This is a genomic window from Bradyrhizobium sp. CCBAU 53351, assembly GCF_015291745.1.
Lineage (GTDB): Bacteria > Pseudomonadota > Alphaproteobacteria > Rhizobiales > Xanthobacteraceae > Bradyrhizobium.
On sequence record NZ_CP030059.1, the window covers coordinates 5283063 to 5306279 of the forward strand.

The 23217-nt window shown below is 56.9% G+C and carries 23 protein-coding genes; 19 read left to right on the plus strand and 4 right to left on the minus strand.

Translation table 11 applies throughout. The annotated features are described in order from the left end of the window. Positions 1–123: 123 nt before the first annotated feature. From pseG to XH83_RS25130, 13 genes are all read left to right on the plus strand, one after another. Positions 124–1602 carry a UDP-2,4-diacetamido-2,4,6-trideoxy-beta-L-altropyranose hydrolase gene (pseG, locus tag XH83_RS25070; RefSeq protein ID WP_246776318.1) on the plus strand — a complete coding sequence of 493 codons (1479 nt, stop codon included), beginning with the start codon at positions 124–126 and terminating at the stop codon, positions 1600–1602. Further along, the gene (locus tag XH83_RS25075) at positions 1599–2297 is read left to right on the plus strand and encodes a methionyl-tRNA formyltransferase (protein WP_194403371.1); all 699 of its coding nucleotides are present in this window, start codon (positions 1599–1601) and stop codon (positions 2295–2297) included. Before pseG ends, XH83_RS25075 begins: the two co-directional genes overlap by 4 nt. Then, positions 2294–2983 (plus strand): PIG-L deacetylase family protein, encoded by a 690-nt coding sequence (locus XH83_RS25080; protein ID WP_194403372.1) that lies wholly within the window; start codon positions 2294–2296, stop codon positions 2981–2983. The genes XH83_RS25075 and XH83_RS25080 overlap by 4 nt, the downstream gene beginning before the upstream one ends. After that, positions 2980–4035 (plus strand): pseudaminic acid synthase, encoded by a 1056-nt coding sequence (gene pseI / locus XH83_RS25085; protein ID WP_194403373.1) that lies wholly within the window; start codon positions 2980–2982, stop codon positions 4033–4035. Before XH83_RS25080 ends, pseI begins: the two co-directional genes overlap by 4 nt. Before the next feature lie 48 nt (positions 4036–4083). Beyond that, positions 4084–5373 carry an aminotransferase class III-fold pyridoxal phosphate-dependent enzyme gene (locus tag XH83_RS25090; protein ID WP_194403374.1) on the plus strand — a complete coding sequence of 430 codons (1290 nt, stop codon included), beginning with the start codon at positions 4084–4086 and terminating at the stop codon, positions 5371–5373. Positions 5374–5378: 5 nt separating this feature from the next. After that, on the plus strand, positions 5379–6263 hold the full coding sequence (locus XH83_RS25095; protein ID WP_194403375.1) for an aldo/keto reductase: 885 nt from the start codon (positions 5379–5381) through the stop codon (positions 6261–6263). A gap of 13 nt (positions 6264–6276) precedes the next feature. Next, positions 6277–6984 carry a cytidylyltransferase domain-containing protein gene (locus tag XH83_RS25100; RefSeq protein WP_194403376.1) on the plus strand — a complete coding sequence of 236 codons (708 nt, stop codon included), beginning with the start codon at positions 6277–6279 and terminating at the stop codon, positions 6982–6984. Between the two features lie 83 nt (positions 6985–7067). Further along, positions 7068–8063, plus strand: coding sequence for a UDP-N-acetylglucosamine 4,6-dehydratase (inverting) (pseB, locus tag XH83_RS25105; RefSeq protein ID WP_194403377.1), 996 nt, complete (start codon positions 7068–7070; stop codon positions 8061–8063). Continuing rightward, on the plus strand, positions 8060–9208 hold the full coding sequence (gene pseC / locus XH83_RS25110) for a UDP-4-amino-4,6-dideoxy-N-acetyl-beta-L-altrosamine transaminase (RefSeq protein WP_194403378.1): 1149 nt from the start codon (positions 8060–8062) through the stop codon (positions 9206–9208). The genes pseB and pseC overlap by 4 nt, the downstream gene beginning before the upstream one ends. Positions 9209–9923: 715 nt before the next feature. Beyond that, a complete protein-coding gene (hisH, locus tag XH83_RS25115; protein WP_194403379.1) occupies positions 9924–10553 on the plus strand; it encodes an imidazole glycerol phosphate synthase subunit HisH in 630 nt (209 codons plus the stop codon). Then, positions 10547–11311 (plus strand): imidazole glycerol phosphate synthase subunit HisF, encoded by a 765-nt coding sequence (hisF, locus tag XH83_RS25120; RefSeq protein ID WP_194403380.1) that lies wholly within the window; start codon positions 10547–10549, stop codon positions 11309–11311. The genes hisH and hisF overlap by 7 nt, the downstream gene beginning before the upstream one ends. A 38-nt stretch (positions 11312–11349) precedes the next feature. After that, complete coding sequence (locus XH83_RS25125) at positions 11350–11859, plus strand: GNAT family N-acetyltransferase (RefSeq protein WP_194403381.1); 510 nt, start codon at positions 11350–11352, stop codon at positions 11857–11859. Positions 11860–11967: 108 nt separating this feature from the next. Then, complete coding sequence (locus XH83_RS25130; protein ID WP_210346982.1) at positions 11968–13167, plus strand: N-acetyl sugar amidotransferase; 1200 nt, start codon at positions 11968–11970, stop codon at positions 13165–13167. 118 nt (positions 13168–13285) lie between these two features. Here the strand turns inward: XH83_RS25130 and XH83_RS25135 are convergent, their stop codons facing one another. Continuing rightward, a complete protein-coding gene (locus XH83_RS25135) occupies positions 13286–13615 on the minus strand; it encodes a serine O-acetyltransferase (protein WP_194403382.1) in 330 nt (109 codons plus the stop codon). Positions 13616–14083: 468 nt separating this feature from the next. Between XH83_RS25135 and XH83_RS25140 the strand changes: the two genes are divergently transcribed. Further along, positions 14084–15409 carry a hypothetical protein gene (locus XH83_RS25140; protein WP_194403383.1) on the plus strand — a complete coding sequence of 442 codons (1326 nt, stop codon included), beginning with the start codon at positions 14084–14086 and terminating at the stop codon, positions 15407–15409. An 18-nt stretch (positions 15410–15427) separates the two neighbouring features. Further along, on the plus strand, positions 15428–16342 hold the full coding sequence (locus XH83_RS25145) for an FkbM family methyltransferase (RefSeq protein ID WP_194403384.1): 915 nt from the start codon (positions 15428–15430) through the stop codon (positions 16340–16342). Positions 16343–16447: 105 nt separating this feature from the next. Here the strand turns inward: XH83_RS25145 and XH83_RS25150 are convergent, their stop codons facing one another. The 3 genes from XH83_RS25150 to XH83_RS40410 all read right to left on the minus strand — a co-directional run bounded on the left by XH83_RS25150 (position 16448) and on the right by XH83_RS40410 (position 19269). Then, positions 16448–17287: a phytanoyl-CoA dioxygenase family protein gene (locus tag XH83_RS25150; RefSeq protein WP_210346983.1), complete on the minus strand. Its 840-nt coding sequence runs from the start codon at positions 17285–17287 to the stop codon at positions 16448–16450. A gap of 183 nt (positions 17288–17470) precedes the next feature. Next, positions 17471–18751, minus strand: a complete 1281-nt coding sequence (locus XH83_RS25155; RefSeq protein ID WP_194403386.1) for a hypothetical protein — start codon at positions 18749–18751, stop codon at positions 17471–17473. After that, the gene (locus XH83_RS40410; protein ID WP_194403387.1) at positions 18748–19269 is read right to left on the minus strand and encodes an acyltransferase; all 522 of its coding nucleotides are present in this window, start codon (positions 19267–19269) and stop codon (positions 18748–18750) included. Before XH83_RS40410 ends, XH83_RS25155 begins: the two co-directional genes overlap by 4 nt. 51 nt (positions 19270–19320) lie before the next feature. On the opposite strand from XH83_RS40410, the gene XH83_RS25165 reads away from it, so the two are divergent. The 4 genes from XH83_RS25165 (at position 19321) to XH83_RS25180 (ending at position 23175) form a co-directional block, all read left to right on the plus strand. Next, a complete protein-coding gene (locus tag XH83_RS25165) occupies positions 19321–20754 on the plus strand; it encodes a hypothetical protein (protein ID WP_194403388.1) in 1434 nt (477 codons plus the stop codon). Between the two features lie 468 nt (positions 20755–21222). Then, positions 21223–21702 carry an acyltransferase gene (locus tag XH83_RS25170; protein ID WP_194403389.1) on the plus strand — a complete coding sequence of 160 codons (480 nt, stop codon included), beginning with the start codon at positions 21223–21225 and terminating at the stop codon, positions 21700–21702. A 134-nt stretch (positions 21703–21836) separates the two neighbouring features. Next, a complete protein-coding gene (locus XH83_RS25175) occupies positions 21837–22304 on the plus strand; it encodes an acyltransferase (protein WP_194403390.1) in 468 nt (155 codons plus the stop codon). A 139-nt stretch (positions 22305–22443) separates the two neighbouring features. Then, positions 22444–23175: an SGNH hydrolase domain-containing protein gene (locus XH83_RS25180; protein WP_194403391.1), complete on the plus strand. Its 732-nt coding sequence runs from the start codon at positions 22444–22446 to the stop codon at positions 23173–23175. The last annotated feature ends 42 nt before the right edge of the window (positions 23176–23217 follow it).

Sequence of the window (23217 nt, forward strand, 5' to 3'; positions counted from 1 at the left end):
TGATTCGCAGCATCAGTTCGTCTATACAATCAATTGCTATCAACCACTCCGCTCAGACGCTACTTTCAGATGCTGATTGTTTTCCGAGCCGACGCCGATCCCGCCACTGGAGGAGGTCACGTCATGCGCTGCCTGACGCTGGCTGCCGAAATGGAGCAACGTGGCGCCGACGTTCTATTCGTCTGCTCCGCAGCAACCGCCAGCACCGTGCCAGCGCTGGCGCGCTCGCGAATTGTTTGGTTCGAGGCCGATCAGCATGATTGGAGCGCAGCACTCTGGGACGGCACGTTTAACGGAAAGCGGATTGACCTAGTCGTTGTCGATTCCTATCGCCTCGGTGAAACATTCGAGCGCTCACTGCGCAAGCTTGGATCTCCGATCCTTGTAATAGACGACGCCCCCGCACGTCCTCATGATTGCGATCTTCTCGTGGACATGACGCTGGGCCGGAGCGCCGATGCGTATTCCGGGTTGACTCCGCAGGGGTGCCGCGTGCTTGCCGGCGCGTCCTACACACTCCTGCGTTCCGAATTCGGAGAGCTTCGAGCTGCCTCTCTTGCACGGCGGGTCGGTGCATACGAGGCCAAGTCGATATTTGTCTCGCTGGGGCTCACCGATGTTGGAGGTCAGACGGCCAACATCGCTCGATCCCTGATAGCGGCCAGAAACCTTTCGCGGATCGTCGTAGTAAGCGGTCCGGCCGCACGGTCCTTCGATGAACTCTCCGCACTGGCATCCCGGGATACCCGGATCGAGGTGCTTGTCGATCCCGACAACATCGCGGATCTGATGGTTTGCAGCGATGTCGCGATCGGAACACCCGGCACATCAAGTTGGGAACGGTGCTGCCTTGGCCTTCCAGCGATCCTCATTGTGGTCGCCGACAATCAGCGCGACAACGCTCGCGCACTCGAAGTGGCCGGCGCTGCGAAAATCGCCTCAATAGATTCCGAGGGACCTGATGCGGTTTTGCGAATCCTGCGTGAACTCGCCGTCCAGCCCGGCAAGCTGGAACAGATGTCGCGACAGGCAGCTGACGTTTGCGACGGCAATGGTGCCCAGCGTGTCGGGACAGCTATCGACGAGTTCCTGCTGCCCGAGCGAAACGGGCTGCTGACGCTACGCCTAGCGACCATCGCCGACGCCCGTCGACTTTGGCTTTGGCGCAATGACCCCCGCGCTCGCGAAATGTTCGGCGATAGCCAGCCAGTGTCTTGGGATACTCACAAGGCGTGGTTCGAGGGCCATCTGACCGATCCAAACACGCGAATTTTTGTTGTCGGAGCCTTCGACAGACCTTGCGGCTACGTGCGTTTTCACGTCAAATTGACGGGGACGGCGACGGTCAGTATTGCAATGGCGCGAAACGTTCGCGGGCTGGGATACGGGACCGCAGCTCTTGTTTTGGCGTGCCGAGAGGCGTTTGAGCAGCGCTTTTGCGAGTGCATCGAGGCGCTGGTGAAGCGCGAGAACGTAGCCTCCCAGCAAGTCTTTCGTAAGAGCGGCTTCCTGCCTGTTGGCGAAGATGCCGATTTTTTCGTTTACCATCTGCACGCGCGGACAGACGCGCATGAAAGCCGGACCTCGGGACAAGCGGAATGACACGCTACATACTTGCGAGCCGGACCGTCTGGCCGATCGACGAATTCCTGCGTCGTCGCAGCGAGCTGAGCGGGGAGTGGCTTCTGATGACGAGCGAAACAGACCTCACGACCGACGTTCTGCAACGATTTGACCCGCGCTACGTCTTCTTTCCACATTGGTCGTCCATCGTACCGAGAGCAATCCTCGATGCGCACGAGTGTGTCTGCTTTCACATGACCGACGTGCCCTTTGGACGCGGAGGGAGTCCGCTACAGAACCTCGTCAGTCGGGGCATCAAGGAGACAAAACTTTCGGCCCTTCGCATGACCGAGCAACTCGACGCCGGGCCGGTCTATGCCAAGCATCCGCTTGATCTGTCGGGCAGCGCTGACGAGATTTTTCGTCGCGCGGCCACTATTTCCCTCGACATCATGGCGTGGATGATTGCACACGAGCCATCGCCCGTTCAACAAACCGGCGAGCCGACGTTTTTTCCGCGCCGCAAGCCCGACCAGAGTGCGATTCCGATGAGCGGAAGTCTTGAATCGCTCTACAATCACATTCGCATGCTTGATGCCGAGGGATATCCCCACGCGTTCGCAGATATTGGAGACTGGCGCGCAGAGTTCACGGGCGCTTCGTTGGAAGGCGATACGGTGACCGCCAAAGTGAAGCTTCTGAACAATCTAAAAAAGGGTTATGAAGCCGGATGACCCGCGGGCGTCGAACAATTCTGGTATGCGCAGCTCACCCCGACGACGAAATACTCGGGTGCGGAGGCACCATGGCGCGCCACGCCGATAGCGGCGACTCCGTGCATGTCGTCTTCGTCGCCGACGGAACTGGAGCAAGAAAATCCAGGGACGCCGAGCGTATGCTCACGGAACGACGCGAGGCCGCGATCAAGGCAGCAATTATCGTCGGCTGCGATCATCCACACTTTCTCGATTATCCTGATCAGCGACTGGATACGATCGGACTGCTCGACATCACGCAAAGCATCGAGGGTTTACTGTTAAGGATTCAACCTGACATCATTTTCACGCACCATGGGGATGACCTGAACGCTGACCACCGTATCGTCAGCGAAGCGACTATGACCGCGGTGCGACCGATACCTGGCCAGAAGGTTGTCGCTGTCTACGGTTTCGAGACGCTGTCGAGCACGGAATGGGTTTTTCAGAGCCGAGGAACCGGATTTCGACCCAATCGTTTCGTGGGAATAGAGGCGACGCTTTCACGCAAGATCGACGCATTGCGCGCCTATGATTTCGAAATGCGCGACTTTCCTCATCCGCGATCCTACGAGACGGCTGCCGCACTTGCAAAATTTCGCGGCTCGACGGTAGGTCTGGGAGCCGCGGAAGCCTTCACCGTGTTACGAGAAGTCGAGCCATGAAACCAAGCCCGGAAATCAAAATCGCCGGACGCAAGATCGGACCTTGCCATCCACCTTACGTCATCGCTGAGCTGTCGGCCAATCACGGCGGACGCCTTGCGCGCGCCCTGGAGTTGATCGAGGCCGCAGCCGCAACTGGCGCAGACGCGATCAAGGTCCAGACCTACACGCCGGACACGATGACAATCCCGCACGACGGCCCGGACTTCCAAATCAAGGGAGGCCCGTGGGATGGCTACAAGCTACACCAACTCTACAAGGAAGCTTACACCCCCTTCGAATGGCACGCCCAGATGTTCGCCAAGGCGCGCGAGATCGGGATCACGATCTTTTCGACACCCTTCGATGAAACTGCCGTCGACCTGCTCGCCAGCCTCGATGCCCCCGCCTACAAGATAGCCTCCTTCGAAGTCATCGACCTGCCGCTTATCAAGTGCGTCGCTCAGCGCGGCAAGCCCATGATCATCTCGACAGGTATGGCCAATCTGGGCGAGATTCAGGAAGCAGTCGAGGCGGCGCGAAGTAACGGCGCTACCGAAGTCGCTTTGCTTCACTGTACCAGCGCCTATCCTGCGCCGATCGAGGAAGCCAACGTTCGCACAGTTGCGCATCTCGGAGAAGCGTTCGGCGCCGTATCGGGTCTTTCCGATCACGCGCCCGGCTCCGCGGCCTGTGTCGCCTCAACCGTTCTGGGAGGCTCCATCATAGAGAAGCACTTCACGATATCGCGTGCCGACGGAGGGCCCGACGCTGCATTTTCGCTCGAGCCGGACGAATTCAGGCAGCTAGTCGTTGATTGCAGGTCGGCATGGTCATCTCTTGGCAAGGTCGACTATAGCTTGGCACCCAGCGAGGCTGCTAACACTCGTTTCCGCCGGTCGATCTATGCAGTTAAACCGATCAAGGCTGGACAGCCGCTCACCCGCGATAATGTGCGCGCGATCAGGCCCGGCTTTGGCCTACCACCGAAGCACCTGCCCGAGATCATCGGACGCACGGCCGCGCGTGACATTGCCTATGGTGAGGCGTTAACCTGGTCTGCGATCGCCTGACCACTCACCACTTTTCCCAAGAACCCCTCTGCGACTGCTGGAAAACGGATGTCCCTTCGCTACCCCCAATCAGAAGAATTCCTCGAGCGCGCTCGAAGGACGATCCCGCTCGGCGCGCAGACATTCTCCAAGAGTGTAACGCAATATCCTTTTGGCGTGTCACCCTACTTCGTTTCGCGCGGCAAGGGGTCTAAGATCTGGGACATCGATGGCAACGAATATATCGATTTCATCAATGGCCTATGCTCGGTGACACTCGGCTATTCCGATCCCGACGTGAATGCGGCAGTGGCGGCACAGCTCGAGGACGGTACAATCTTCAGTTTATCGCACCCGCTCGAAACTGAAGTCGCCGAGCTTCTGTGCGACGTCGTGCCAAGCGCCGAAATGGTGCGATTCGGCAAGAACGGATCGGATGCCACCGCGGGCGCCATTCGCGTGGCGCGCGCGTTCACCCAGCGCGACCATGTGCTGGTCTGCGGCTATCACGGCTGGCAAGACTGGTACATTGGCTCGACTGCGCGGAACAAAGGTGTGCCGCAGGCAACGCGAGATCTTACTCACGGCTTCGCGTATAACGACCTGACCGCGCTCGAGAAGACGCTTGCCGAATACAAGGGCCACGTGGCAGCGGTTGTCATGGAGCCGATGAATGTTACAGCTCCCGCTCCAGGCTACCTCGAAGGTGTCAAAGCGCTAACGCACGCTGCTGGCGCCTTGCTGGTTTTCGACGAGACCATCACTGGGTTTCGCTATGCGCTCGGCGGCGCGCAGGAGCTCTTCGGTGTCATTCCGGATATTACAACGTTGGGTAAGGGCATCGCGAACGGGTTCCCCCTCTCGGCAGTGTGCGGCCGCCGAGACGTGATGCAACAAATGGAGGAAGTTTTCTTCTCTTTTACGATGGGCGGCGAGACGCTCTCGCTCGCTGCGGCGAAAGCAACTATCGGCAAGTTAAAGCGTGAACCCGTCATTGCAACCATGAACAAGCGTGGCTCCCGCATTCTCGCCGAGATACCGAAGCTGATCGACAAGCACGGCATAGGACACTTCGCCGCTGTCAGCGGGCATCCGACTTGGTCATTCCTGATCTTCAAGGATGTCGAAGGAACGAACGCCTTCGAGATTAAAACGCTTTGGATGCAGGAGATGATGGAGCGCGGGCTGCTGTCATTTGGGACCCACAACATCAGCTACTCGCACACAGAGTCTGATATCGATGCACTGCTGGCTGCCTATGAAGAGATTTTCCCGATCCTCCAACGGGCCGTGGACAGTGGCGCCATCCGTCAATATCTCAAATGCGAGCCCTTGGAGCCGCTATTCCGCGTTCGATGATCACTATGCGTGATCCCCTCACAAACTCCGCTACTTCTAGAATCGGGCTTGGCACAGTACAATTCGGCACGAATTACGGCATATCGAATGCAACCGGGCAGGTTCCAGTGCCGGAGGTGGCAGCGATACTCCGTTCAGCGCGCGCAGCAGGAATTCGCGTGCTCGATACAGCGGCCAGTTATGGCACCGCGGAGGAGGTGCTGGGCGCGGCGCTTGCGGACGACAAGGACTTTGCAATCGTAACCAAGGCGCTGCCGTTGAGCCACGGTCTCGAAGAGATCGAGAATCGAGCGCGACGATCCCTTGATCTCCTTGGTCGGAAGTCCGCCGAAGCCATCCTGATTCACGCGGCGCGCGACCTCAGTGATAGCGAGGGACCGCGTCTTTGGGGGCTGCTGCAGCGGCTTCGCGATGAAGGCCTGTACAGACATATCGGTATCTCGGCTTATTTTGATGACAAACCGCTCGAGCTCGCACGGCGATACCAGCCCGACCTCATGCAGCTCCCCGTCAGCATTTTGGATCAGCGGCTGCGACGAAATGGGGAGCTCGCGCAAATAAAACAGCTAGGCATCGAGATTCATGTTCGATCGATTTTCTTGCAGGGCTTGGTCTTCATGAATCCCATGCGGCTGCCAGCGCGACTCGCCCACGCCGGCCCCGCACTTGCGGCCACTCGGGCTCGCATCAAAGAGGCAGGCTTGCAGCCGATCGAGGCAGCAATCGGCTTCGCGCTCAAGCAGAACGAGATCGATGTCGCAGTCGTGGGTGTCACGAGCCGCGATGAACTCGCACAGCTCATCGCCGCATCCGCGAAGCGTCTGCCAGACTTTGATTGGGAAGCGTGTGCAATAAACGATTTGGTAACGCTCACTCCATCCCTCTGGTAACCGGACAGGCCCGATGATCCTCGCTATCCTGCAAGCCCGCATGTCTTCGACCAGGCTTCCCGGAAAGGTGCTCAAGCCGATTCTTGGGCGTCCAATGCTTGCTTGGCAGATCGATCGCATCCGGCGTTCAAAGGCGATCGACAGGCTTGTGGTCGCCACGAGCCAGGAATCTTCCGACAACCCTATCGAGAATTTCTGCGAGGCCAACCGGGTAGCTTGCTATCGTGGTGCGCTACAAGATGTGCTCGCGCGTTTTCACGGTGCAGCAATCGCCTTCGGTCCAGCTCAGCATGTGGTCCGGCTAACCGGAGACTGCCCTCTAATTGACTGGACGATCATTGACGCAGCTGTCGAGTTGCAGAGGCGCTCAGGATCAGATCTCGCCGGCAATGCCGTCGACCGTACGTATCCTGACGGCCTGGACGTGGAGGTCGTCTCGTTTTCGGCACTGGAGCGCGCGCAACGCGCGGCCACCGACGCAGGTGAGCGGGAGCACGTGACGCAATACATCTATCGCCACCCCGAAGCATTTAAGCTCGCGCATTTGACCCAGTCACCCGACCTGGCCGCCTTGCGTTGGACCGTAGATACGGCGGCGGACTTTGAGATGGTCGAGAAAGTACTTACGGCGCTCGCTGACCGCCACAACGACTTTCTTCAGCAAGACGTACTCGACCTCCTGAAGGCTCACCCCGAGATCGCCGCGATAAACGCGGCTTGACCTCTCTCCCGCGACTTTCCCTTGCATTATTTGCCTGGACTGACTACTACCGCTTGAATTTTTCAACAACCCCAACTGGAACCATGCTTGACAAGAAGGCGATTCTGATCACAGGCGGCACCGGCTCTTTCGGTACCGAACTCGTCAAAGTTCTCTTGCGGGACCATGACCTGGGGAAAATCATCGTCTACTCGCGCGACGAGTATAAGCAAGCTATGATGGCGCAGGCCATCCCCGATCCAGGCGGCCGCCTCCGTTTCTTCATCGGCGACGTTCGCGATCTCGACCGGCTCAAGATGGCAATGCGCGAAGTCGATCTGGTGGTTCATGCAGCAGCCATGAAGCACGTTCCAATCGCTGAATATAATCCCATGGAGTGCATCAAGACCAACATCATGGGTGCCGAGAATGTTGTGCAGGCCGCGATCGCGAACCGCGTTGCCAAGGTCGTCGCGCTGTCGACCGACAAAGCCTGCAATCCAGTCAACCTGTATGGCGCGACGAAGCTTGCTTCCGACAAGATTTTCGTCGCCTCCAATAATCTATCCGGCAACACGGGGACGAAGTTTGCTGTCGTTCGTTACGGAAATGTGGTCGGCTCCCGTGGCTCAGTTGTTCCCTTTTTCCGAGAACTGCTCGCGAAGCAGACCGATCACTTGCCGATCACCGACCCCCGAATGACGCGCTTCTGGATCACGCTCGACAAGGGAGTCGATTTCGTGCTCTCGAGCGCTGAGATGATGCAGGGTGGAGAGCTGTTCGTCCCGAAGATCAAGTCAATGTCAATAGTTGACTTGGCCAAAGCGATGGCCCCGGACTGCCCGCAGAAGATCATCGGCATCCGGCCGGGCGAAAAACTCCACGAGGTGATGATCACTGAAGACGATGCGCGCTTTACGATAGAGTTGGAAGATCGCTACGTCGTGCAGCCGGCGCTTGCCTGGTGGAGCTACAAAGGGTACGGCGACGTCGGCAGAGCCGTCCGTGAAGACTTCCGTTACGCCAGCGACAACAATCCGGAATGGCTCGATGCGGCCGCGCTCAAGGCGATGCTACACAAGAGCAGCAGTTTCGCATGACCAGGGCCCCGATCCCCTATGGTCGTCAGGTCATCGACGACGAGGATACCGCCTCCGTATTGGATGCGCTGCGGTCCGCATGGCTGACGACCGGTCCCAGGGTCGGCGACTTCGAGCGGGCTTTCGCCACATTTTGTGGGGCCAGCGAGGGCGTGGCCGTCAACAGCGGAACTGCGGCTCTTCATGCCGCGATGCGAGCCTTGAAGATCGGTCAAGGCGATGAAGTTATCATCCCGGCAATTACCTTCGCGGCGTCGTCAAACGCGGCGGTCTACGAGGGCGGCACTCCGGTCTTCGCTGATGTAGACCCCGAGACGCTGCTGATCGATCCCGTGTCCGTAGACCAGAAAATCACGTCTCGAACCCGTGCAATCGTGGCGGTCGACTATGGCGGCCAGCCGGCCGACTACGACGCCTTAAGGGAACTCGCCGCGGGCCGCGGAATCAGGATCATCGCTGATGCCTGTCACGCGCCCGGCGCAACCTACAAGGGCCGCAAGGTCGGAACGATTGCCGACCTCTCTGCTTTCTCGTTCCATCCAGTGAAGCACCTCACGACCTGCGAAGGCGGCATGGTCCTCACAGATGATCCCGAAATGGCCGCGCACATGCGCCGCTTCCGCAACCACGGAATCGACTCTGATCACAGGTCGAGGGAGAAGGCCGGAACCTTCGCATATGACATGGTGGAGCTCGGCTACAACTACCGACTGCCGGATGTGCAATGCGCCTTGGGGATTGCCCAACTGAAGCGACTACCTCGCTGGCTCGAAAGACGTCAGGCGATCGCGGCCCGCTATGACGAAATGTTTTCAGAAATATCCTTTGTTCGTCCGCTTGCGGCGCGACCGGACCGGACAAACGCCTACCATCTTTACGTGATCCGCCTCGACCTCCGTCAAATCAAGATAGATCGCGAACGCGCCTTCGACCATCTCAGAGCCGCCGGCATCGGTGTTAATGTGCATTATGCTCCCGTCTACCACCATAGCTTCTATCGCGAGCGGTTTGGCTATCAGCCCGGCTTTTGCCCTCACGCCGAGGCGGCCTACCGGGAAATTCTGACCTTGCCGATGTTCCCGACGTTGTCCGAGGCTGATCAGAATTATGTGGTCACCACAGTGGCCGAACTGTCCCATCTTTGATGGAACTCGAAACCGCAGAACCATGCCGCAACGACGGAAGTTCGTCTCCGAAATTGTTGCGAGCGATCATTGTTGGGAATTCACCATCCAATACGTCCGCCCGTTGGTCGCGGGGGCGGTATCGTTGCTGGCTGCCCTCTTGCCTTCGAGGTCCGGGCCCCGTCCGACCGACGCCGCAGTGGGCTATCGCAGGCTCAAGTCCTTTGCGGCCCTCCCACGGTCGAGCGCGCCTCAAAGACGTCGCAAAGCCGCGGTCGCGCAGGTCGCGAGCTCCTCGATTCATTCCGCAATACGCGACCAGTTCGTACGCACAAAGGCCTATCAGGGATGTGAGAATCGCGCAATTCCTGGCCAGAATTGCTAAGTGCTTCGAGCCAGCACCATGAGATGCATTGATAAGTCGCAATTGCCGAGATTTATGCCTGTCGTGACACAGCTCTGGCCAAATCCAGCTATATCAGCGAAGCACGGAAAGCGTGCCCCTCAGAGCACCTAGGCTGCACAGCCCTTGATTGACTTTTGAAGAGTCAAGGCCTACTGCGGGCTTCACGGAACGCCACGAGCGGGGTCGCATAGACCTGCTCGATCTTTGGATTGGAGTAACGTCGACCAGCGAGCTGCGTGATTCGCGATGGACAGCTACTTTGGGACTGGCGCGGCCACCTCAGTTTGCACCCACATACGGCTGGTTGTCAGCACGGACGAGGAAGGCTCCATGAGACAGGAGATTGGGCTCCTGAAATCACCGATCGGCAACTTGCAATCGGTCTATAACGCTCTTTATCACCTCGGGTTGGACCCCGTCTGGGTCGATGAGAATTTCCGGTCTTACGATGACCTCAGCCATCTGATCGTGCCGGGTGTTGGCCATTTCGGAGCGGTGATGACCTATCTCAACGAGAGTGGTCTTTCGCACCGGATACGAAATTTCGCCTCGTCCGGCCGCCCCTTGCTCGGCATCTGCGTCGGAATGCAGGTGCTCGCCACTGTCGGAACCGAAGGCGGTGACACGCTTGGCCTGGGACTGATAGAAGCGCGCGTTGAGCGCCTGCCCGAAGGAGACGGCCTTACACTTCCCCACGTCGGCTGGAACAACGTCACATTGAACGCGGATCACCCGGTGTTTGCGGACATCAAGCCGAACCGGGATTTCTACTTCGTCCATTCCTTCGGTGTGATGACGGCGAACGAGGCCGATAGCCTGGGGACCACGGTCTACGGACGCCGCTTCGCATCGATCATCGGTCGCGAAAATGTTTTGGGCTTTCAATTTCACCCCGAAAAGAGCCAGGCGAATGGGTTGAAGCTACTCGAGAATTTTTGCTTCTGGGACGGTCGATGTTGAAGAAGCGCATCATTCCGATCCAATTGCTAATGGACGGTCGACTGGTCAAGACGCGACGGTTTTTGAATTGGCGTGACGTTGGCGATCCCGTCAAGAGCTCCGCCGTCTACAACTCGCAATATGCGGACGAGTTGATCTTTCTCAACATATCCCGACAATCGCGCTCGATCGATGACCTTAAGCGCGTCATCGCCGCTGTCTCCAAAGTATCTTTCATGCCAATAGCGATGGGAGGCGGTATCCAGACGGCATCCGATGCAGCCGAACTGATCTTGACCGGCGCCGACAAGATCGTGGTTAACACCGTTGCCTATCGAAACATGCGTATCATTAGTGAGACGGCTGATCGCTTCGGAGCTCAGGCGGTCGTCGCTTCCGTAGACGCCTTGCGCGACGAGCACACTGGTGAGTATTGCCTCATGTCCGATCGCGGCGAGCGCCGAGAATTCGTCACGCTCGAGACGCATGTGCGCTCGCTGATAAGCGCCGGCGCCGGCGAAATCATGATACAATCGATCGACCGAGACGGCATGATGATCGGTTACGATATTGATCTGGTCCGACGCGTCACCGCCATCTCCACGATTCCCGTGATTGCGGCCGGCGGCTCAGGCAACTATCACCACCTGAAGAGTCTTTTTGAGACCACGAACGTCAGCGCGGCCGCCTGCGGAAGTCTGTTCAATTTCTCGGACTCGAATCCGATTCGGGCAAAAGCGTTCCTCACGAATTACGGCATTCCCTTCAAAGTGGTCTAGAAATGGAGCAACATAGCATCTCGACTTCGCGGCTCAGATTGCGCACTCTGCTGCCGGTAGACTGCAGCGAACGTTATGTGTCCTGGCTCAATCAGCCTGAGATCAACCGTTATCTCGAGACTCGTTTCGAGCCTCCACAAACGCTGGAAAGCGTGCGCAGTTACGTCAGCGCCGTTGCCGAACGCAGCAACGAACAGCTGTTTGGGATCTTCCTGGACGACGGCGTTCGTCATGTCGGCAACATCAAAGTCGGTCCGATCTCCAATCCGCATCGCGTTGGAGACGTCAGTCTCCTCATTGGTGAGCGCGACTGCTGGGGACAGGGTATCGCGACCGAGGCGATCCAGGCCGTATGTCGCTATGCTTTCGTTCAGCTTCACGTACGCAAGCTTTCTGCCGGAATGTACGCGCCAAATCGAGGCAGCACCCGAGCCTTCGAAAAGGCCGGGTGGCGGCACGAGGGAATCCGGCGCGATCACTACCTTCTTGACGACAGTCCATGCGACGTCGTCATTCTTGGATTAAGGCCAAGCGACTTGCCCGGCTGATTGCCTGGCGATATTATGTTTCTTGGTGACGAGGACGTGACCGTCCTGATCATAATCATGCCAAGTGGCCCGTGGCTGCCCTGCGGTGTCGACGGACGGGGATACCTGATGAGCAATCTGAAGAGCTGCACCAGTTGCTTGCTGCCCGAAACCTATGAAACGATCGAGTTCGACACCAAAGGTGTTTGCAACGTCTGTCGTAGCAAGGAATATCGGGACGAAAAAATCGACTGGTCCGACCGCAAGCAGCAGCTTGATGCTCTCATCGAAGAGCATCGCGGCAAGCACGATTACGACATGATCGTCCCGTTCTCAGGAGGAAAGGATTCGACCTTCACGCTCTGGTACTTGATGAAGGAGTACAAGGTCAAGCCGCTGGTCGTTCGATTTGATCACGGCTTCATGCGCGACACGTTGATCGAAAACAACACGCGTACTTTCAAGAAACTTGGCGTCGACGTTCTCAACTTCACGCCGAACTGGAAGGTCGTAAAGCGATTGATGCTCGAATCGCTACGACGTAAAGGAGATTTCTGTTGGCATTGTCACACAGGAATTTTCTCTTATCCGATGCACATTGCGGTCAAGTTCGGGGTGCCTCTTGTCATGTGGGGAGAGCCATCGTCCGAGTACACCCAATACTACGACTATCGCGACAACGAGATCGAAGAGGTCGACGAAACCCGCTTCAACCGCTTCGTCAATCTAGGTATCACTGCTGAAGACATGAAAGGCATGATCGAGGGCGACTTCGCTATCGATCCGCGCGACCTTTTACCCTACACGTATCCCCATCTCAGAGATCTGAAGCGGCTTCGGTACAAATCAGTTTGCCTGGGCTCCTACATTTCGTGGGATGTGAAAAAGAACGTCGAGGTCATTCAGCGCGAACTCGGATGGCAGGGCGATCAAGTCGAAGGCATGCCGTGGGACGAATACCCTTACGAAAAGATCGAATGCTTCATGCAGGGCATGCGGGACTACATAAAATATCTGAAGCGCGGCTATAGCCGCGTCAGTCAGATGGTAGCCTTGGACTTGCGCAATGGGCGCATCAGCCAAGAGCACGCAAAGGAACTCGTGACCAATTTCGAGGGCCGAAAACCTCCTTCGCTTGAACTATTCCTGGATTACCTTGGCTTGAACGAAAGCGAGTTCAACGAAATCGTGACGCAAACCGTCGTCCCGCCCAACGAGCCAGATTTCGGCAAAAACGATTATGCACCGAAGACCTGGGATTTTGACCGTTGGTATCGCGAAGGTGACGCCGACAAGGGAATTGCGTTCAAGACTGGAAAGGCAGGTTGAGCGACCCCTTTGACGCGTCACCTGCTTCCAGCCATGCGGCCGCGCCAATAGGGCGGGCCTGACCCCGGGGATCTTCATGAAGGCGATACAAACGATCGTATTGGAAGCGGCGAGCACGCTACTTGCCGGGTGACAGCACGCGCGCGGGAACTCCACCCACGACATCCCCCGGATTGACGTTGCTAACGACCACCGCGTTCGCGCCGATCACACAATTGCTTCCTAGAAGAACGGGTCCCAACACCTTAGCACCGGCTGCGATTGTCGCCCCGTCTTCAACCACGGGCCTCTGGGTCAGATCGTAGTCCCAGTCCGCCATTTTTGCTCCCAGCGTAACTTGCTGGTAAATGGTCACGTTGGACCCGATACGCGCGGCACCGAGGATAATTCCATTCGTGTGCGGAATGATCAGGCCAGGGCCGATTTCCAGACTGCTGGGAATTTCCATCCCGAACAGTCCAAAATTCAGGAGAGAGGTCAGCTTTCCGAGCCGACGCCAACCGGATCTATGGAATGCATGCGCCCAGCGAATGAGAACGATGTGCGCGAACCTGGGCGAGAACGCGTCGGTCCATTTCCGAGCTCTGCCTGGCCTGCCCATTGCAGACAACAGACGTTGCCAATCGGCATCGAGCAGGCTGCGAACGCCAAGCTCCGAACGAGACTCAGAATAAGACATTAGCTCAGGCCGGCTTACGGCAAAAATGTCGAAAACGTGTCAGTAACCGGGTAACAAGACCCGATACTGCCGCTTGACTTGAATGGTGTCCAATGTTTAGCGGATCACGTCGAGGTGAGTAAAGCCCTGTCAGGCTAGCCTTACCGAACCGAAGACCACAGCGCGCAGGTTATTTTGTCCACAACCGAAAACGGCTCGTCCCCCTCCGGAGTCCTAGTCTTCTGTCGTCCTTATCTCGTGGACGATTTCAAGGCAAATTTTGCTGCGTTCTCGGGTAACCAGAAGCTGTTTTTTCTTACGGACGGCAAGAGCAAGGGCACCGACGACACGCGTGAGGCATTCTACCGTTTCCTGCGCTCTGGAACACCGCCGAACCTACTAAGCGCCGAACAAGACAATGATTGCATTCGACGATGCCGCCTCCTGCGAAATCTTGATCGAGCGGATGCCGAGCGTCGTCTTCACGCAATGGCCGCCGCGCTTCAGGAATGGCTCGACAGGCTAAATCCCGAGGCGGTGATTGGTCACATGGTCGATGAGTATGTGACTCACCTGCTGAGCCTGCTCGCCGAGCGGCGCGGTATCCCGTATATCGGCTACGCTCATTCGTTTTTTCCCGGCCGCATCCAGCTCACCAGCAATGCAAATGGCGACGCCTTCAACATCCGTACCCCGTCTTTCGAGGAAGTCGAGCAGACAATCTCAACCTTGATGAAGCCATTCTTCCGGCAGGACTACAGCCAACGCAAAAACTACTCATTGTCTCGTCACGTGTTCGGTGTGGGACGGTACTACGTCAAACGGATTGTCTTCCTGGCGAAAGGATATCTGGAGCGCGATCCCCTTCAAGTTCATTACGCCATCACGCCTTATCTGGCCGAACGACGTCGGCTTCGAGACTATCCGTCCGCAAACTGTTTTAGCAGAAGCTGGAAATCCGAGCTGCTTGCGCTGAGGAAGAAATCGGCCTCGCCAACGATATATGTTCCTCTCGCCTACTTTCCCGAATCGACAATCGACTACTGGATTCAAGACAAGTCGATCCTCGACTACGAGAACAAGACTGCGGAGATCGTAGCTGCTATATCGCGAGTCTGCGTCGTCGTGATCAAGGAGCATCCTCATATGCTCGGCACGCGTAATCCGGCCTTCTACAAACGACTGAATTCGATCCCGAACATCGTAATGGCTCCGCCAATGGAATACTCTGCCGAAATCATGGCCAACAGCGACGCGGTGGTGCTAGGCGCAGGCAGCGGAGGCGTCGAAGCCGTGCTGCACGAAAAGCCGATTTTCACCTTCAGCCAGACGAGCTACTGGTTTGCTCGCTCGGGCGCAGTCTACCTCGATCTTGCCTGCGTAGGAAGCTGGGCCGACAGCATCATCGAAGGCCTCAGGTCCGCAAAACCGTTGTCCGCGAGCGAGAAACACGAATTCATAAAAGCATGCCTCGAGAGCACAGTCCGCCCCCGGGCCGGAGGGCGTCGGTGGCCCCTGATCGACCTGCTGGATCTCGAGCTGCTACTCCAAGCCGTCGGTAACAGTGGGTTCCGCGAACCTTGATACCAGGATGAATCACCCGTGAACAAGACAGAACGAACTTCATTCTTCGAAGTAAAACCCGGCTTTGATGCCATTCGGTATCTGCTGAGCTTTGGGCTGCTTACGCTCCTGGCGCGCCGTGCCCGCAAGCGACCAGCGGCGATGTTCGTCGAAATATCCAGCACAGTCGACCGACATATCCTCTCGGAGGGCCTGTTCGAAAAGGGGGTTATAGAGGCGTTGCACTACGTCATTTCCCGCTCCGGCACCACGAAACTGATGATCGATATCGGGGCCAATATAGGTAACCACAGCGTCGCGCTGGCGCCACTATTCCAGCGCGTGGCAGCTGTCGAGCCGCATCCTGTCCTCTTTCGCGTACTCGAAGCGAACATGTTGCGTAACCGGTTGCCGCACGTTTCATGCCATAATTTCGGCCTGGGCAAGACCGGGGGAACGGTGACTCTCGAGGAGTCGCCAGACGAGCACTCCATCAGCCGCGTCGCGGAAAGATCAATGCTGCCCCCCGAAACGTTCGGGCTATCAGAACAGCAGTTCGGAAATAAATATTCGATCCAGCTCGAGTCGGCGCAGGACTTCGTGAAGCAATACGCCGATCAATTGTCAGAGACGTTTATCAAGATCGACGTTGAAGGAATGGAGCAGGAAATTATCGAGGCTCTCGAGCCACTGCTCCGTCAATATCGACCCCTCGTGGGCTTCGAACTCTTCACAAAAGCGCAGCCCAATCTGATCAATATTGCCCGCTCGATACCTGGTTACGAACTCTACGCCATTCGCGTGCACGACACGGGGCGCTCGAAGATATGGCGCTCCCTGAAACTGCTGTTCAAGGGTCGAGAGAATACGCTGGAGCGGGTTGATCCAGACAAACTGGACGAGGTTTACCCGCTGGTACTGATGGTGCCGGTTGCCTCGAAATTAGAGCGTTGAGCAGAACCTAGGAGACGTAGCGCGAAGAGCACCATCACACGCGAAGCGAAAGGCCCCGAGATCCGTATCAGATCACCGCGCTCTATTCGCGATCGCTTGGATCGCTCATCGAAGGTATACGCGATTGATGTAAGGATCTATGGCCAGGCCGTTCTGTTCGGTTTGATACTTCATAACAGGACGCTTGGGACCGCCGACGTATTCAGCCAGGGAATAGAGAACCTGGAACAACAGACGGGTTCGCGTCTTCGGCGGCACGCCGCGGTGTACGCCGTAGGTGTTTTCGATGAATGCCGTTCCGGCCGGTCCAGTGAACGACAGCATATTGTCCGCGCCGAATTCGCGGGCAACTTCCGCCTCGGACAGCCGGCGGATTTCAGTCAACTTGTCGATCTTATGCGTTCCGCGGACAAAGGCGTGCGGGCCTGATCCCTCGTCCACGTCGGTAAGATAAACAAACAGTTTGACGAAACGGAAATCATCGACGTCGCGGTGATAAAGTTCGGCCTCTTTCGCTGCCTCACCATGAGCAATCGACCACCACGCTGTCATGTAGCTGATAGTTGGTTTGGCGCCGAGCGCCTCAGCAACAGCCGACAGGACGATTGGGTTATTGGCTATCGCGAGCGCGTGGGGGGCGCTGACCACGTCGAGATGATCAAAATTCGCGACATGCGTTCCCTTCGGAGCGTTATCCGGAGCTTTGAACTTGCCGACCTCGGGACGGTAGCCATCGAAAGCGAGCCGGGTCTCAAAGTACTCTCTCATCTCCTTAACTTGCTGCGGCGACAGCAGGCCCGGCAGCATCGCATAACCGTCCGAATCCAGGCGACCGGACGTATCGGCAGCTTCGGGCCGGCTCGGATATTTGGGCAGAGTTGCCGCCAGTCGATCGGCCGCAGCATTTCGTTCGGGCATGCCGACGACACGGCGCTGCGCGTACATGTGCCGGTATCTCGGGTCGAACAAAACCTTTGCGCGGTTGCTGATTCCCGAGATTATTCCCATGAAATTCCCCTCGCTGCAAATCGTCTTCCTGGACAAAGCTCTATATCCATTAGGCAGCTTCAAGTACAGCCCGATAGCGCAGGACCTCATGACAGAGCGCAAAGCTCGTTGCCGATACGTTCACTGGCGCGATCCAGCTACGGTTATCCGGTAGCCCGCGGACGAGAGACGCTCCAACCTCGAGATCATCACGACCTCGGCGATAGCTTGGATGGCCCGTGCGCATCCGAATGAGAGCATATAGGCCGTAAAACCCAGCTGCAAATAGGCCGAAATCGCAAAGAACGCAGTGCAAGATCCGAAGAACAGGGCTGCGCCGACAAAAACGCCGCGCTCTCCATCCAGAGCGATCAGGGCCCAATCGAAAACCGGCGTCACTTGAACAGACAAGGTAGCCAGAGTGCCAACGACGACAATAATTGAAAGCTGATACTTCAGCCAAAAACCATCGTACCAGATCAGATGGAGCACAACAAACGATGCGGCGGCGCCGGCTGCCATCAGCAAAGACAGCCTGCAGGCGTGCCGTAACGACATGCGCAGGATGCTTGGGCTTTCAACAGCAGCCCTCATGCGGATAAAGTCTGGCCCCAACTTCTGAACATACACGCTCGTCATGGTAAAAGCGGCACTGATCCATATGCCGCAAAAGGCATATTGCGCCGCGGAGACAGGCAGTGAGAAGTGAACTATCCACAAGCGGTCGAAGCTCACGGGGACCAAAGCAAGACCGAAGGCGGCAAAAAGCCATACACCGTCAGATCTACCCGAGATGAACGCGTCGACGCTCTCCTCACTCGAAGTCGATGACATCGCTTCGCTACGAATGATGGCTCTGGAATAATAGAGAAAAGCAAGGCCGACCAGGGCCGAAGAAACGGCCTCCGCCGAGAGGCCGCCCTGCCAACCAATCGCAGCACTAAAAGCCGCCGAAAATGCCAAGGCGAGAACCGCGCGGATAGTTGCGGACATACCAAGCCCGACCAGCCTGTCGTAGGCTCGGAAAAGCGATGCGGAGATGGCGAAGGCGTTGGCGGCAAATGCCAGGACAACGAGAGCCGCGGCTGGGGCAAGCAGCCAACGGCCATAGACTACGAAGGTAATGAGCAAGACGACACCAAGTGCAGCCACATGGCGCCATGCCAATCTGCGAGCGTCAGAACCAAGCGTTGCGCGCAATTCATCAGCGCGCCCGTACGCGACGAGGCGAGTGAACTTCTTCACCATCCCCTCGACCAGACCGAAGCTCAATACACTGGCGATAGCTCCTACCAAAGCGAACGCGGCCGAATAGTGAGCAAAATCCAGCGGCGGGAGAATGGCGGCAAGGATTCCTGATTTCCCAAGCGTGGTCGCGCTCGAGAAGGCCATAAGACCAAAGAAAACGTGATGCGACTTCACTTGTTGGACTTCGGAAAAATTCGCACAGGAGAACCGACCGCGATACAATCCGCCGGGACGTCCTTGGTTACAACTGCACCAGCTCCGACAATCGAGCGATCGCCTATGGTCACACCGGCGAGGACCGTTGCCCGAAACCCGAGCCACACCCCCTCACCAAGCACAATGGGCTTGGCTACGTGCGCGTAAGGTATCGGTCCATTGATATCCAGACCGCCTGTCTCGAGGCAGGCGCCCTCCGAAAGTCTCACATGGTCGCCCATTTGGATGCCGCCCATCGCACCCAGCACGCAAGAAGGACCGATTCGTACCCCCTTTCCGAACGTGATCCGATCCGGACACTTTACCCGACAGTTCCAATGGATATAGAAGTCCTTCTGCCAGGAGTCCGGCCACAGGTAACTTGCATAGGCGCGATTGCAAATGCCAAGCACGCTAGACGCGAACTTGTCGACCACCCATAAGAGCGCCCTAGCGCCGCGTGTGGCAAAAAGTCGGGCAGTAAGGATTTTTATCATGGAACCATCTTAAACTACGACTTCCTCAACCTCAACGCACTCGGGCTGGAAATGATGAGCGACGTCCAGATCTCTCACCGATGGCTGGTAGTCATGACGGCGATGGTAATCCTCTCGCCTCTAGCTCTCGTTCTGAGCCTGCGGCTCCTTACCGAATATGGAACTTGGCGACCCGTCAGCTTCCTTGGTTGGACTTTCGTTGCAGGATGGTACGTCGCCTTTCTGAGCGGATTTATGGTGCGCGTGAGGAGCATTCCATTCGCGCCGCGCATCCGATGTTTCGCTAATCATTGGGTGATTGTTCTTTCGCTCGCGGCGCTGATCGGCGCTGGCATAATGACCTATGAATTCGCGATCGTTCGGGGTTACGGATTCTCCACTCCGATCTACGATTTGCGAACTATGCAGGTTCAACAGGCTGCTGCCGGCTTCCTCGGGTCGTGGTTAGGGGGCTTTGGTCGCCTGCTCGTCTCTGCGATCGTAGTTGCGTGGATCGTTACCTGCTTAAGATGGCAAGACGTTTCCTGGGGAGGGCTGGTCGTCCTGCTATTCTCGACTCTCGCGATTTTTGTTTACCAGGCGACGTTTGAAGGAGGTCGATCCTTCGCCACGGCTCTGCTGCTCTCCGTGCTCTTTGCAACCGCGAGCTCCTCGATCGCTGACGTCAGTCGCGACGGTCAGGCTCGGCTGAGTTCGCTGCGGCTTCGGCACGCAGCTCCGTTGGTGTTCACTTTTGCAATGTTGCTTGCGAACAACCAATACAATTTGAACGTTTTCGCTTCGCGCGGCGCCCAAATCATCCAAACCATCGAGCAACAGCTGGATCATACGCTGTCAGCCCCAGATTCGGCGCACGACACCGCCGATGAAAAAGCACAGAAAGTCGAGCAACTCGAGATTATTGGTAAAGCGAGAGCCAGTTCGGCCCCGCCCTACGCGCTCGCGTACCTTCGCTACGCCTCGGATTTCGATATCGACCTCTCCTCGATCCAGAACTTTAATCAGCTGGCTATCAAATACTCGCGAGCGATGGGTTGGCTTTATGTCACGCAGGGCATCAATGAATTTGATCGAATCTTCCGGCTCGTTGAGCTGTCGCACTCGCACGGTCTCTATGAGTTTCCGCAGATCGCTCAAATCCTCAGCAAGCTTTCAGGAAAAGACATGCGGTACGATCTCGCGGAAAACTTGCCGAATGTCGGAACCTACTTCACGTTGATGGGGGCATTTTATCTCGACTTCGGAGCCATACCGAGCTTGGTACTGGCAGCCCTGATGGGCGCCTGGCTTCGCCATGGGCTACAATGCATACTGGGGCACACCACCAACATTCTTTCCCTCTCGGCACCGCTTGTTTTCGTTATCGTGGCGGCTGCACCGGTCACCACGTTACTACCAAACTTGTGGCCGTGCTTCGTTTGGATAGCAGTGATCTGCGCAGCACCTCATTTTATCGCTGGCTCGCGCCGAGAGGAATTTGCCTGAGTGGCTTAGGCAACTGTATCGACGCGCTGCGATGGTCGATCTGCGTAGCCCCGTCTTCGGCCCAACTTCGGTTCCGGAAAGCATACGGAGCGATTGCGCAGCAGATCTTGCGAATACCGTAGCTCGCAGATAGCCCGGCCTCACCTGCACCACATGAATGCGGGCTTGCGGGACGGTCAGCAAGCGGTCACATCCGCCTGCGCAAAGATAACAAGGTCGCTCCTGGCCGCAGGAATTGTTGGGCATGCCCTCTCCCAACGGGTTGTTCACGGCAATGCTGCAAGCTAGTGATCAGCCATGATTGGAACGTGGGCTTCATCATCGTCAAGAGACGAATTGCACTTGCTTAACTGCCCCCTCCTTCGGCAGTCTCTCTTCAGGCTTCACCTTCGCGATCGGATGAGAACTCGTCGTGACGTATAGACAAGACATAGACGGTCTTCGCGCGCCATCTCCATCCTCGGTGTCTTGGTCTTTCACTTCTTTGGAGCAACGCTTCCTGGCGGCTTCCTGGGTGTCGATGTATTCTTCGTTGTATCCGGATTTTTGATTGTCGGGCTGATCCTCGACGAGATCAGCGCCGCCTCTTTCTCGTTCCTGCGCTTCTACGAAAGGCGCATTAGGCGACTGGTTCCAGTTGCTGCCATCGTCACGCTGACGACCTGTCTGGCAGCGTGGTTGCTCTCGCTGCCGCCAGAGCTCATCGACTTCAGCAAGAGCCTCGCGGCATCCGCAACATTTCTTTCAAATTGGTATTTCCTTGCGACGGTTGGCTACCTCGACGGCCCTGCCACGTTAAAGCCCTTGCTGCACACGTGGTCACTTTCCATCGAAGAGCAATTCTATCTTGTTGTTCCTGCCGTCATGGTCGCGTGCGCAAGGTTGCACCGGGTCAGGCATTTCTCGACTTTCGTTCGCAGCATCGCTCGCCTTTGCAATCTGGCTTAATATGACCGCACACTTCGATGCCGCGTTCTATAACTCCTTCGCTCGCATATGGGAGTTGTCGCTGGGCGGTCTTGCAGCCTTTGCCTATCGCCGCAAAATCCAGATTCCTCGGTTGCTCGCCTCTGCACTTCCGCGTGACCGGGATTATTGTCATCGGGACCACGTTCTTCCTGACGCCGATCGAAGTACAACGTCACCTGCTTTCGGTCTCCTCGGCTTGTGCCGGCGCCACCTTACTCTTGATTGCGCCCCCATATGCGCAGGACGGACTCTTACGATTGCTCTCCTCATCGCCAGCAACCCTCATCGGACGAATTTCCTATTCTCTTTATCTATGGCATTGGCCCGTGCTGGTATTCGGACGGCTGTACTTCGAACCGCTCGCGCTGAACGTGGCACTCGGCCTCATCGTGCTCACCTTTGCGTTGTCGACCGCAACCAATTATCTTGTCGAAAATCCAATACGTCAAAAGCGACTCCTGATCGGAATGCCGCGCGTCTATATCATGGGCACCCTAGCGACATGTGCCGTGCTGGCATTTGCTGCGAACGGTGTTCGCACCAACGGCGCACCGAATCGTCTTCCGGAGCGCGTGGCTTAGGCCCTGGCCGCGCGCAACGTTGTAGACGGCCCCAACTACCACTGTTTCGATCCACCAGGCACGGATTTCGTTTTCTCAATGGTCGAGAAAAACAAACAAAGACGAGCTTTGCCTCATCGGCAAGCATGATCCCGCCAAAGTGGATTTCATCGTCTGGGGTGACAGTCATGGATGGGCAACATCGCCCGCGCTGATAGAGCTCGCGGAGAAATATAGACTAACCGGCATCCTCGCCAACTACGCAGGCTGCCCGCCGCTAGTAGGTACCCACAACGGCTGGCGCGGAACAATCAAATCCTGCACCGAATTCTATGACGCAGTCGAGAATCTCATTCAGAGGCACGGCGTCAAAAATGTCTTCCTGATCGCTCGATGGAGCTTATACACAATCGGAACGATGCAAGGCAGTGAAGCGCCTGCAAGCCCTTATCTCGTCTTCAACGAAGATTGGAATATAGAACCTAATCGGTTGAAAGTTTTTGAACAGTCCCTTTTCAACACGGTTCGACAGCTGCAAAACGTGAATGTGTATCTCTTCAAGGAAATCCCAGAACAGCGCCAGAGCGTTTATCGAATCCTAGCGAGAAACGAGTTGCTCCGCCGCAGCAGCGACGAAGCGTGGACGACGTGGCAGACGCACACCGAGCGTCACAAGCCCATCGACGACATCATCGCGTCTGCTGCCGAACGGAGCGACAACCTCACGATCATCGATCCTATTCCGATGAGGTGCCCGGATCGAAAGTGCGTTGTCGAGATGAAAGGGAAGCCGCTGTACTGGGACGAAGATCATTTGAGCAAGACCGGCGCGAGATATCTTGAGCCCGTTTTTGAACGGGCCTTTCAGCGTATGGCGAAACGAAACGAATAAGCCAAACCATCGCTTTGCTGTCAGTAAGCTGACTCCTGCCCA